Origin of the sequence: Coprococcus eutactus (genome assembly GCF_001404675.1) — a bacterium.
Taxonomy (GTDB): Bacteria; Bacillota; Clostridia; order Lachnospirales; family Lachnospiraceae; genus Coprococcus; species Coprococcus aceti.
Window position 1 is genome coordinate 1 of sequence record NZ_CYXU01000012.1, and the last position, 11,896, is coordinate 11,896.

Consider the following 11,896-nt stretch of genomic DNA (forward strand, 5'->3'; position numbering starts at 1 on the left):
CCTCACAGTCTCTTACGAGCCTGTTCGGCTGGTGTACGACTCTGCCGTGTTCAGAACCATGCCACCTCACAGTCTCTTACGAGCCTGTTCGGTGCGGCGTATCCGCCGTATAGCACAATATAAGAAATGCCTTGTTCATGCAAGCATGACAAGCCACTTCTTATATTGTGCTGCATGGCTCTGAACGGTAACATTATACAATACTATGTGTGATAGTTGCAAGGTAATAGTGCTTGACAGCGGGCTGTGTGCTAACTTATTATAAGTGGAAGTATTTTAACTTGCGTATACTTCCGTATTTCCGTGATATATGGCGGTTAAGCCGTATGTGTGGAGCGGATAAAAAGAGAAAGAAGAGTATAAAAATGGAAAGAATAATCACAAGCCTGCTTGAAACGGATATGTACAAGTTTAGTATGGGACAGGCGATTTACCATCAGTTCAGTGACTATAAGACAACATGGTCATTCAAGTGCAGGAATACTGACGTGTTCTTCACAAAGGAGATGGTTGATGAGATCAAGAGACAGATACAGCTCTACTGTGATCTGAGATTTACAGAGGAGGAGCTTGAGTATCTGCACAATATCAAGTGGATAAAGGGTTCTTATGTTGATTTTCTGAGACTCTGGAAGGCAAGATATGAGGACTTTGAGATATCAGATGACGCTGAGTGTGGACTGAAGATAGAGGCGAGAGGCACTTGGCTCAATACTTCCATGTATGAGATACCTACTCTGGCTATAGTGAATGAGGTCTACTTCAGAATGAACGATGACTATGATAAGCTGCTTGCATCATTCAGGGAGAAGCTTGATGAGAAGGTCCGAAAAGTCGAGACTGGAGAGTATAACCTTGGAGCTTTCAGTGAGTTTGGACTCAGAAGAAGACTTTCGGCTGAAGCTCAGGAGCTTGCAGTCAAGGAACTCAGCAAGCGCAAGTATCCGGGTTCAACATTTGTCGGAACAAGTAATGTATATCTGGCAAGGAAGTATAATCTGGTTCCGGTTGGAACTATGGCGCATGAGTGGATCATGTGTGTTGGACAGGGTAATCATAAGCACAATCCTGCATATTCCAACTGGTATGCATTGGATGCATGGGTTAAGGAGTATGGAGTGCTGAACGGAACAGCTCTCACTGATGCCATCACAACAGATTGCTTCCTAAAGGATTTCCAGCTCACATATGCGACACTTTTCAGTGGGGTGAGACACGACAGTGGCGATCCTTATGAGTGGGGCGACAAGATGGTTCATCATTATGAGAAGCTTGGACTTGATCCAAAGACCAAGACACTTCTGTTCAGCGACAGCCTTGATTTCGAGAAAGCAGACAAACTCAACAGCTATTTCAAGGACAAGATCAAGGTTGCATTTGGAATAGGAACATATATATCCAACGATACGTGCGATGAACCGCTCAACATAGTTATGAAGACTACAGCATGTAACGGCATGGATGTTGCCAAGATATCTGATGATAAGGGCAAGGGTATGTGCAAGAATCCAGATTATGTTCATTATCTCAACAGATGTATCAAGTGGCGTATGGAGAATGATAAGTAAATTTTCATAAGGAGGTGGCGCACTGGGTGCGCCGTCACTAAGCTGGGCTTAGTGACATCTTATGAAGCACGCAGACGCCGCGCGCAGCGCATTTCATGCGTCTGCTCATTAGCAAAAAATGGAGTTTTGTGAATTATGGGAAAAATTATTATAATGACAGATTCTGCCAGTGATATTTCGGAGAAGGAGGAGAAGGAGCTCGGCATCAAGATCCTTCCTTTCCCGGTCGTGATAGGTGGCAAGTCTTATCTGAGCAGAGTCGATTTTGACAATGAGGGCTTCTACAAGCTCATGGCAGAGAATGATGATCTTCCAAAGACATCACAGATCACAGCGTACCAGTTCGGCGAGGTGTATAAGGAGCTGGTGGAGCAGGGTTACACGGATATTATATATGTAAGCATCAACAAGGATGGTTCTGCCTCATATGCAAATGCGCAGATGGCCGCAGATCAGTTCGAGGAGGAATATCCTGAGTGCGCCGGAAAGTGCAATATATATGTATTTGACGGAATAGGCTACAGTGGACAGTATGGCTATCCGGTGGTTGTGGCAGCTAGAATGGTTCAGGAGGGCAGGGATGCCAGGGATATAGTGTGGTATCTGAAGGAAGAGCTTCCAAAGAGAAGGATATACTTCGGAATATATGGCCTCAAGTATGCAGCCAAGTCAGGAAGAATCCCAAGTGCGGCAGCTCTGGTTGGTGACGCACTCGGCGTGAAGCCTATCATGAAGATCTGGGCAAATGAGATCGTGACAGCTATCAAGTGCCGCGGCGAGAAGAAGCTCATGGCAAAGATGGTGGATGTCACAGTGGAAGAGATGGAGCCGGGTTCAGAGTACCAGATAGTATATGGAAACGATGAGACCGTAAGAGACGAGCTGACAGCCCGTATGACGGAGAAGGTTGGCTATGGCCCTTCAGATTACTTCCAGATCGGGGCAGCAGTTGCATCAAATGCGGGCCCGAAGGTCGTTGGAACTATCTTCAATGTGAAGAAGGAACTGAGATAGAAGATAAATATGAGATGTAATTAAAAGTGGCAGATGTCTGTATATATGACGCCTGCCACTTTTTCTTTGGACAGATTATTAATTATACGTAAGATAAACTGTCCTCTGAATGAAGAACTTTCAAGGCAGTTGAGTGTACAAATGCGCACTACTATGACGGTAGCAAGGTTTGTATCCCAGGCGTCAAATAAGAATAATGGATGGGCGAAGGTCACATGGATGAACACCTCTAAGTACCCAAGCCTTTGCCCGGCTCTAATCCAGTGACCCCATACCTGTCATAGATCTTATCCAGAGCATCCCGGATCTTTAAAATCAGCCCTGAAAAATCAAATTTCTGCGCCGCCGGATCATACCACTCATCCGCCACTACCTTATGTGACATGCAAAATTATTTGGTAATAAAATACCATTACACTTTATACAGACGTATAATTGCCCCTCTTTTGTTCCCTGGCTTTTGCATTTTTTAGTCGCTCTCCTGAAGCCCGGTCCCAGACTGATACTCCCCTGTTTGATATATCTGAATGTTTATATATATTGATTCAGAGAATGGCTAATTAGGGAAGGATCACCCTCATCCCCATCAAAAAAAATAAGACCAATGCTGTTACACACTGGTCCTATCTCTTCACCACGCTTTTCTCCCCTTTTTTTATCAATTCTACAATTTATCTTACCATACATTTTCGCATAAACAAATAAATTATAGTGTAAAAACTTGCTGTAAAAATCCCAGAAGGTCAAACGAGATTTTCCTCTCGTTTGATATGTCTGAACGTTTGTATATATTGATTCAAGAAGAGGATTAATTAGGGCAAATCACCCTCAAGTTCTAGTCCGGACTTAGGCGACACATTTGCATAAAAAAAAGAATCCCGATGTTTTCACATCAGGATTCCTGTATCAGCTACTGCCATGCGCCGCAGGTGCTGCACTTTCTGCCTACGAGTACCTTCTCCTTCTGGATCTCGTATTCGGCTGGATGATGGATTGTGTCTACGGTTACATATCGAGTTACAGCCCTTGAACCCTCGTAAATCTCTTCTCCGAGTGATTCAGAGTAATACTTTTCACCACAGTTAAAGATATGGTTTCCATCATAAGTGATGTCCTTGCCGCAGTATGAGCAGAACGAATGGAGCTCCTGGACATCCTCATCCCAAGCCTCGGACACGCAAACTTTCTTATCCTGAGTCTCATATACATCCTTCCAGGTATGTACATGCTCAGTGGTCGTTGGCTCCGGCTTTGGTTTCTCAGTTGTAGGTCTCTCGGTTGTAGCAGCCGTGGTAGGTCTCTCAGTTGGTCTCTCAGTTGCCCTCTCAGTTGTAACTGGCTGGCTGGTCGTTACCTTGCCATCCTCTCTGCCCGGTGTCTTTGCCTCGGTTGTTGTCTGGCTGCTTGGTTTCTTCGTTGTAGATTCTGTAGTTGTAGCAGAACCCTTCTTGTCCTTCTTCGCAGTTTTAGCAGAACCCTTCTTGCTCTTTTCCGAGGTAGCAGCCTTGGTTGCCTTCTCGGTGGTTGTAGCCTTGGAAGTCGTCTTGACATCCGCCTTTCTCTCTGTTGTACCCTCTGTCATCTTTTCAGTGAATGTACCTCCCTCATGGACACCCTCCTTGGTGTCATCCCTGAAAAGAATGATGGCACTTATAATAATCGCTGCAAGCATTACCCCTATAATAATGCCTATTAACAGGATCTTTTTCTTGTCGTTCATAATTGTTTCGCCCCTTTCTGTTTAAGTAAAGTATAAATCAGAATATGGTAAATTACACTAAATATTTACAGTAAAAAATAAACCAGCCGTCGTTACAAAATGTAGCAGCAGCTGGTTTATTTATTTTGGTGGTTAGTATACCTACTCTTCCGATACTAATTCCTCAAGCTCGTGATAGACTCTGGCAAGCGGCAGCCCGACAACATTGTTGTAGTCGCCCTCAATTCCCTTTACGAACAGGCCGCCCTTGCCCTGAATTCCATAGCTTCCGGCTTTGTCAAACGGCTCATTTGTGGCGAGGTACTGGATTATCTCGTCGTGGGATACAGGATAGAAGGTGACATCCGTCTTCTCATAGAATGAGCTGGATGACTTGGCTCTTCCGTTCACATATATCAGACACACGCCGGTGTACACCTGATGCGTCTGGTCGGACAGACTGTTCAAGGTGTTGTATGCATCGTCGTAGTCGTAAGGCTTACCAAGAATCCTTCCGTTCAGCGATACAACAGTGTCTGCGCCGAGGACAACGAAGCGTTCAGGAAGCTTTTTAACCCGTCTTACAACATCCTGGGCGATGATCCTGTTGCACACTTCATCTGCCTTCTTCTTAGCCAGAAGCATTACATATTCAGATGGAGCCATCGGTTCAAGATCTTCATCAGAAAGACTTGGACACACATCGAAGTCGTATCCCGCCTGGGCCAGAAGTTCCTTTCTTCTAGGCGATCCCGAGGCGAGAATTATCTTTATGTTAGTCATATGCTATATCTCTATACTTTCCTAAAATAATTTTGTACAAACAAGATCTGTTATTGTCGTACACACAGATCATTATTTACACATCTTAATAGCCTTCTCAAACAGTGGCAGAGAGCGCTCAACCATATCTGTTGTAGTACAGTAAGCCAGTCTCATATGTCCCGGACACATAAAGCTGTCGCCAGGAACAAGGATCAGATCAAGCTCATGGGCAGTCATGTTACAGAACTCATTTGCATCTGCGATAGGAGTCTTAGGGAACATATAGAAGGTTCCGCCTGGCTCAACACACTCATATCCCATAGCTGTGAGCTCCTTGTACAGGATGTTCTTGTTCTTCTCGTAGATAGACAGATCAGATGTCTCATCAAGCACCTTTGCAACTCCGAGCTGTATCAGAGATGAAGGACAGTTGTGTCCTGTGAAACGTGATACCTGTCCGCACATGTTGATGATGAGCTCGGCATCCTTGCACTTAGGGTTTACAGCCACGTATCCGATACGCTCTCCAGGCAGTGACAGAGACTTGCTGAATGAGTAGCAGCAGATGGTGTTGTCGTAGAACTTTGAGATGAATGGCGAATCAGTTCCCTCAAATACGATCTCTCTGTAAGGCTCGTCTGATATAAGGTAAATGTCATGTCCGTACTCCTCCTGTTTCTCTGTGAGGATCTGGGCAAGATGTGTTATAGTCTCGGTTGAGTAGACGATTCCGGATGGGTTGTTTGGCGAGTTGATGAGGATTGCCTGAACATTTGGGTTCATCATCTCGAGGAATGCGTCAAAGTTTATCTGGAATGATGTAATGTCTGCTGGAACGACCTTGAGAACAGCACCGGTTCCGTCAACGTATGGTACATACTCAGGGAAGTAAGGGGCAAATGTGATAACCTCGTCGCCCGGCTCCGTGACACATCTGATGGCGTGGGCCAGGGCTCCGGCAGCACCTGATGTCATGAAAATGTCCTCAGGAACATACTCCATGCCGAAACGGCGGTTCAGTGATTCTGCGACAGCCTTTCTTACAGAATAAATAGTGAGTGTTGGGCTGTAACCATGGAGTGCCAGTGAATCCTCATTCTGGATAAGGTCGATAAGTCCTTTGTTGAAGTCGTCTGTGGTAGGCACAGATGGATTGCCTATAGTATAGTTGAACACATTCTCAGCACCGATCTCAGCGGCACGCTTTGAAGCATACTGTGCAAATTCCCTGATGATGGAAGTGTTGTTTAACATTGATGAATATTTCTTTGAAATCATGAAAGTCCTCCTGTTATGTAAAATGTTATGATAAATATACATATAAAATCAATGCAATATGACACGTGTAATGTGGACACATATTATACGTTGATGTAATCTATGTGTACATATATACATCACAATAAATATACAGTTTTGGACACAAAAAAACAAGAGGTAACAGAACGGGGAAGATCTGCTGCCTCTTGCAAAAAAAATGAGGGGAGAGAGGATTCAAATAAATGAAAAACTCTTTACGATTGTTAGTATATCCAGGATTTGTGAAAAAAATGTGTTTAAAGATTAATCTATTTATAAAGATTAATAACTAATCATAAACAAATAATTAAACGTTCACAAAGTGCGGGTATTTCTGTATAATACAGCGTGACGGATACGATATTGCGGTACTATAAACAATGCATTAGTACCATAAGAGAGGTTTGAGATATGATATTTGAGACACATGGTCATTATGACGATACTCAGTTTGATGAGGACAGAGAACAGTTAATTGCAGAATTCCTTGAGAAAGATATAGACAAGGTCATGAACGTCGGAGCGGATATGCAGTCGTCGAGGAATTCGGTGGAGCTTGCCGCAAAATATCCGCAATTTTATGCGGCAGTCGGCGTACATCCGAGTGAGGTAGGAGAGCTGACGGAGACGGATATACAGGAGCTTAAGAGCATGGTGCTGGATAATCCAAAGGTGAGAGCCATAGGAGAGATAGGTCTTGATTATCATTTTGATGATGATCCTCCGAGGGATGTTCAGAAGAAATGGTTTCTCAGGCAGCTTGAGCTTGCGCAGGAGCTCACCATGCCGATCATTATACACAGCCGTGATGCGGCATCAGACACTATGGAGATGCTTAAAAGAATGGATGGCGGCAGAAATGGCGGTGTGATACACTGTTATTCATACAGCGTAGAACAGGCAAGAGAATATATTAAGATGGGATTTAACATAGGGGTTGGCGGAGTAGTCACCTTCAAGAACAGCCGGAAGCTTCAGGAGGTCGTGGAGGATATCCCTCTGGAAAAGATAGTTCTCGAAACAGACTCCCCATACATGGCTCCGGTTCCATTCCGGGGAACAAGGAACTCTGCCCTCAACATACCTTATATAGCTGAGAAGATAGCCGAGATCAAGGGCGTTCCGGTTCAGAAAGTGTATGACCAGACATACGCGAATGCCCTGAAAATGTACAAGATGTAATAAAAACGTAGATTACAGGCAATGGAGGTTTCGTAATGTGAATTGAGACCAGGACTTTGTGGTATGCCTCAGACAGGCATACCACAAAGTCCTGGTCGTGACACAAATCTTGATGAAACCGCCATTGTCTGGACGCAGGAAAGGACAAAGCATGGAGAAGTTAAGTAATCCACAGGTTACGATAGAGACGATAAAGAAATATGAATTTGCATTCCAGAAGAAGTTCGGTCAGAACTTCCTCATAGATGCACATGTCATAAACAAGATAATCAGCGCGGCGGACATCACGAAGGACGACTGCGTTCTGGAGATAGGTCCGGGAATAGGAACCATGACCCAGTATCTTGCGGAGAGTGCCGGACAGGTTGTGGCGGTGGAGATAGACAAGAATCTTCTCCCTATTCTGGACGAGACCCTTGCGGAGTACGACAATGTGACCATCATCAACGATGACATACTGAAGGTGGATATCAACAAGATCGTGGAGGAGAGAAATGGCGGCAGGCCTATCAAGGTGGTTGCGAATCTCCCATACTATATAACCACACCGATCATCATGGGACTTTTCGAGAAGCATGTGCCGCTTCTCTCGGTGACGGTCATGGTGCAGAAGGAGGTTGCGGACCGCATGCAGGTGGGCCCGGGAACCAAGGATTACGGAGCACTGTCCCTGGCAGTTCAGTATTATGCCGAGCCGTATATAGTGGCAAATGTTCCGCCAAACTGCTTTATACCGAGACCGGGTGTGGGCTCAGCGGTCATCAGACTGAACAGATACCAGGAGCCGCCGGTCAAGGTGAAGGACGAGCAGCTCATGTTCCGGCTGATAAGAGCATCATTTAACCAGAGAAGAAAGACTCTCCAGAATGGTATAGCCAACAGCGGAGAGCTGTCATTTGCCAAGGAGCAGATCGCAAAGGCTTTGGAATCCCTTGGAATATCAGCAAATATCCGTGGAGAAAGTTTGAGCCTGGCGGAATTTGCAGCTTTGAGCGACATTCTCACGGACAAATAATGTCATAGGTGGTGAGACAGAATCATAGATAATTGATAAAGCCCCCGGAAAAGGACGCAGAATTCCGGAAGGGAGAGGAGGATTATCTATGGTGTACTGGAACCGATTTATATCGTATATTTACAGGTATCACGACGGACACAAATGTGAAAATTCAGGATTTGCCAAGGTGGCAAAGGTGGGGAGAACGGGAAGACTCACGGTTGGACTGAGAAACGGAATGAACAGCAGAGAGGAAATCTATGGCGTGTTCATTTACAGGGAGACGCTGGCCGACGAAGGCGCAGTGGGCGGTGAACAGACAAATGAGCCCGTGATGATCCCTCTGCCGGTGCTCGTCGGTAAGATGAGACTCAGAAATGGACACGGTGAGGAGTGCTTCTCATTCTGCTGGGATGATGTCATGGAGAGCGGACGGCCTGTGACTGCATTTGCCGGTATCGTCATAAGGCGTATACAGCCGGATGGAAATATGGGGCAGGAGTATTACGACAGCGATATATTCTGTTCGTCCTGGACGGACAGTGTGATAGATTATTCTAGAATGTGGGATGCGAAACGTGCGGTCCGCGATGCTGAGGAACTGAGCGAGGCGGTGAGAGAGGCCTCCATAACAGATACGGTCACGGCAGAGTTGGAGCTTGAGAGCTGTGCTGCACCGGCGGAGCCTGTATGTTCTGATGAGGTCGAGACCTCCGAGACCGGAACGGCGATAGACAAAATGTTTGAGAACTATGAACGTCTGCCACTTCTTCCGGGAAGCTCCCTGGATGACGGGTTGGACAGCGTCATAGAGAGCGTGAAGATATCCCCGAATGACATAGGTCTGCTGGACATGTGCAACTGGAAGCTCGGGGTGAACAGCTTCCTGACACACGGGTATTACAGCTACAAATACCTGATGTTCGGCAAAGTCATATTTTCCCCAGATAATGACCGCGTCAGTTATATACTTGGAGTTCCGGGGGTGTATTCCTCGAGGGAGAAATACCTTGCCGGGATATTTGGATTTGACAGATTCGTGCCGGAGAAGGAGACACATATCAAGACCGGCAGCTTCGGCTACTGGATAGTGGATATAAGATAGGAAGAAGAGGATAAAGAGAATGGAAGATACCAATATAGATGAGCTGACGCCGGAGGAGCGGCGTATCCATGAGAAGTATATGGATAAAGCCATAGCCCAGGCAAAGAGGGCTTATGCAAATGGCGATGTTCCGATAGGCTGTGTCATAGTCCACGATGACAGGATAATCGCAAGGGGCTTCAACAAGAGAAATCTGAAAAAGACCACACTTGCACATGCGGAGATACTGGCCATAGAACAGGCGTCAAAGAAGCTCGGCGACTGGCGGCTGGAGGAGTGCACAATGTATGTGACCCTTGAACCGTGCCAGATGTGTGCCGGGGCCATAGTGCAGGCCCGTATCCCAAATGTGGTGATAGGATGTATGAATCCCAAGGCCGGATGTGCGGGCTCCATAATAAACCTGCTGGACATGAAACAGTTCAATCATCAGGTTGAGGTTATACGTGGTGTGCGGCAGGATGAATGCAGTGAGATGATGAAGAGCTTTTTTCGCGACCTGAGACAGGGAAAAGCGAAGAATGCTTGACGGCGGGCGGCATGTCAGATATAATGTAGCCTGCGGTGCATCTTGTGCACAGCCAATTAAATATGTTTTAAAGTTTCCATGCAACCGGGGAGGTAGCGGCGCCCTGTACCTGCAATCCGCTATAGCAGGGGTGATGGTCTTCCTGAGGGGTGGCCGCTGTAGGGCTGCCCTCAGTAAGTGATGTTGATGTCTGGGTCTCGCGCAACAGGAATCTTCGAACCGTGTCAGGTCGGAGACGAAGCAGCACTAAGGGGAATCTCCTGTGTGCCGTGAGGGTGCCTGGGCTGAGTTAACTGCTGAGGTAACGTCTATGGTGACGCTTCGAAGGAAGATCGCATGGATTTTTTTATTTTTAACATTATTTATTAAAAATTTAAAAAAATATAGCAAAATCCCACAAAAGATGTTATCATCAAGTATGATACTTTTGCAGTGTTATTATGCGCTGCAGAATAGTGATTTCCAAGGGGCGAAACGGATATGAATTACGCTGAAGTAATTGATTTTGTAAAGGAACAGACAGCCGTTAATGGTAGGCCGCCTAATTATCCATTCAGGAGCAGATTTGAACATACTATGCGGGTGTATAGATGGGCGATAAAGCTTCAGTCGAAGTTAGGTGGAGATCTGGATATAATAGTTCTCGCGGCACTTCTTCATGATGTGGGCTGGGATGACGAGAGACCACATGGGGAGGTCGGAGCAGAGATAGCTGTCAATTATCTTGACAGTCTGGGAGTCGATCCACAGAAGATAGCCAAGATAGGCGAGATAATCATGATCCATGAGGAGAAGGATACTGATGCAGATCTGTCACTTGAGTGCAGGATAGTTATGGATGCAGACCTGCTGGATGAAGTGGGAGCGATCAGTGTTCTGTGGGATTCCATGGCTACGGCTATAGAGGACGAGGCAAGCTATAAGCGCGCATATTACAGAATCAAGAATTTTTATAAGATCAATAAACCAAAGATCAAGAGATGTAAGACGGAGGCTGGACGACTTGAGTACAGCAAACGCATGCAGCTCCTTGAGGATTTCATATTCCAGCTTGAGAAAGAACTGTTCTAGTATCGATTGATGAATTTGATTGTGGATAGGAGAGATAATTATGAAGACATTTGTTAAGATCCTTGTAGCCATTATTGTGGTAGCAGCTATCTGTGGCGGTGTGTATCTGGTTCTTCCTGAGACAGCTCAGATATTTGTAAAGGGTAATATTCAGTATCGTACTAACGATGAGGCAAAGGACAAGATAGACAGCCTTAAGAAGAATGAGATCGTCTATACAGATGTACAGAGCAACGGAACAGAGAAGAAGGTTCCTACAGGTGTTACATATGGAGACGCTCTTGATAAGAAGGCCAAGACAACAGTATGGTATTATGAGGACACAACAAACGGTGGATTCAGAATCACATATTATGGAACAAAGGTCAGCATGGATCTTGCAAAGTATGGTTCAGATGGAACATATATAGACAAGACACTGAAGGCAGTATTTGATTTCCCTGCAGGCGGAAAGAGTACAGTTACATTGTACATAGGAGATGAGCAGTGTGACGATGCGATGAAGGCTGCTGTACTTCAGGCTCTGGCTAACTAATAATAGTTAATATACAATAAAACTCCACACCGACTATGATATGTACCCTCTTTACTGGACAACCAGTAAGGAGGGTATTTTTATGCGTTATAGTTATGAGTTTAAAATGATGTGTGTTGAATTGTATCATTC

13 protein-coding genes and 1 other RNA gene are annotated in these 11,896 nt (G+C 45.4%); 10 read left to right on the plus strand and 4 right to left on the minus strand.

Translation table 11 applies throughout. From position 1 onward, the window contains the following. The 3 genes from ARA78_RS14140 to ARA78_RS13350 form a co-directional block, all read left to right on the plus strand. The coding region (locus tag ARA78_RS14140; RefSeq protein WP_207641807.1) for a hypothetical protein at positions 1 to 184 on the plus strand (184 nt) is incomplete at its 5' end. Between the two features lie 142 nt (positions 185 to 326). Next, positions 327 to 1,568, plus strand: a complete 1,242-nt coding sequence (gene pncB, locus ARA78_RS13345; protein WP_015534493.1) for a nicotinate phosphoribosyltransferase — start codon at positions 327 to 329, stop codon at positions 1,566 to 1,568. Positions 1,569 to 1,703: 135 nt separating this feature from the next. Beyond that, positions 1,704 to 2,582, plus strand: coding sequence for a DegV family protein (locus ARA78_RS13350; RefSeq protein ID WP_055272048.1), 879 nt, complete (start codon positions 1,704 to 1,706; stop codon positions 2,580 to 2,582). 229 nt (positions 2,583 to 2,811) lie between these two features. Here ARA78_RS13350 and ARA78_RS13970 read toward each other — a convergent pair whose 3' ends face one another. The 4 genes from ARA78_RS13970 to ARA78_RS13370 form a co-directional block, all read right to left on the minus strand. Then, entirely contained in the window at positions 2,812 to 2,967 is a 156-nt protein-coding gene (locus ARA78_RS13970; RefSeq protein WP_156329495.1) for a hypothetical protein, read from the minus strand. Between the two features lie 525 nt (positions 2,968 to 3,492). Next, positions 3,493 to 4,302, minus strand: a complete 810-nt coding sequence (locus ARA78_RS13360) for a hypothetical protein (protein ID WP_055280733.1) — start codon at positions 4,300 to 4,302, stop codon at positions 3,493 to 3,495. 141 nt (positions 4,303 to 4,443) lie between these two features. Beyond that, entirely contained in the window at positions 4,444 to 5,064 is a 621-nt protein-coding gene (locus ARA78_RS13365) for a Maf family protein (RefSeq protein WP_022216004.1), read from the minus strand. Positions 5,065 to 5,136: 72 nt separating this feature from the next. Then, the gene (locus ARA78_RS13370) at positions 5,137 to 6,324 is read right to left on the minus strand and encodes a pyridoxal phosphate-dependent aminotransferase (protein ID WP_055280735.1); all 1,188 of its coding nucleotides are present in this window, start codon (positions 6,322 to 6,324) and stop codon (positions 5,137 to 5,139) included. A gap of 432 nt (positions 6,325 to 6,756) precedes the next feature. Here ARA78_RS13370 and ARA78_RS13375 point away from each other — a divergent pair, with 432 nt between their 5' ends. The 7 genes from ARA78_RS13375 to ARA78_RS13405 all read left to right on the plus strand — a co-directional run bounded on the left by ARA78_RS13375 (position 6,757) and on the right by ARA78_RS13405 (position 11,764). Next, positions 6,757 to 7,527: a TatD family hydrolase gene (locus ARA78_RS13375; protein ID WP_055280737.1), complete on the plus strand. Its 771-nt coding sequence runs from the start codon at positions 6,757 to 6,759 to the stop codon at positions 7,525 to 7,527. 151 nt (positions 7,528 to 7,678) lie between these two features. After that, positions 7,679 to 8,542: a 16S rRNA (adenine(1518)-N(6)/adenine(1519)-N(6))-dimethyltransferase RsmA gene (gene rsmA, locus ARA78_RS13380; protein ID WP_055145795.1), complete on the plus strand. Its 864-nt coding sequence runs from the start codon at positions 7,679 to 7,681 to the stop codon at positions 8,540 to 8,542. Positions 8,543 to 8,630: 88 nt separating this feature from the next. Further along, positions 8,631 to 9,629: a DUF6128 domain-containing protein gene (locus ARA78_RS13385; RefSeq protein WP_055272053.1), complete on the plus strand. Its 999-nt coding sequence runs from the start codon at positions 8,631 to 8,633 to the stop codon at positions 9,627 to 9,629. Between the two features lie 19 nt (positions 9,630 to 9,648). Continuing rightward, positions 9,649 to 10,158 carry a tRNA adenosine(34) deaminase TadA gene (gene tadA / locus ARA78_RS13390; protein ID WP_015534501.1) on the plus strand — a complete coding sequence of 170 codons (510 nt, stop codon included), beginning with the start codon at positions 9,649 to 9,651 and terminating at the stop codon, positions 10,156 to 10,158. A gap of 76 nt (positions 10,159 to 10,234) precedes the next feature. Continuing rightward, positions 10,235 to 10,498, plus strand: an RNA gene (ffs, locus tag ARA78_RS13550) — signal recognition particle sRNA large type. 140 nt (positions 10,499 to 10,638) lie between these two features. Next, positions 10,639 to 11,229 carry an HD domain-containing protein gene (locus ARA78_RS13400; RefSeq protein WP_015534503.1) on the plus strand — a complete coding sequence of 197 codons (591 nt, stop codon included), beginning with the start codon at positions 10,639 to 10,641 and terminating at the stop codon, positions 11,227 to 11,229. 40 nt (positions 11,230 to 11,269) lie between these two features. Next, positions 11,270 to 11,764 (plus strand): hypothetical protein, encoded by a 495-nt coding sequence (locus ARA78_RS13405; protein WP_015534504.1) that lies wholly within the window; start codon positions 11,270 to 11,272, stop codon positions 11,762 to 11,764. Positions 11,765 to 11,896: the final 132 nt, after the last annotated feature.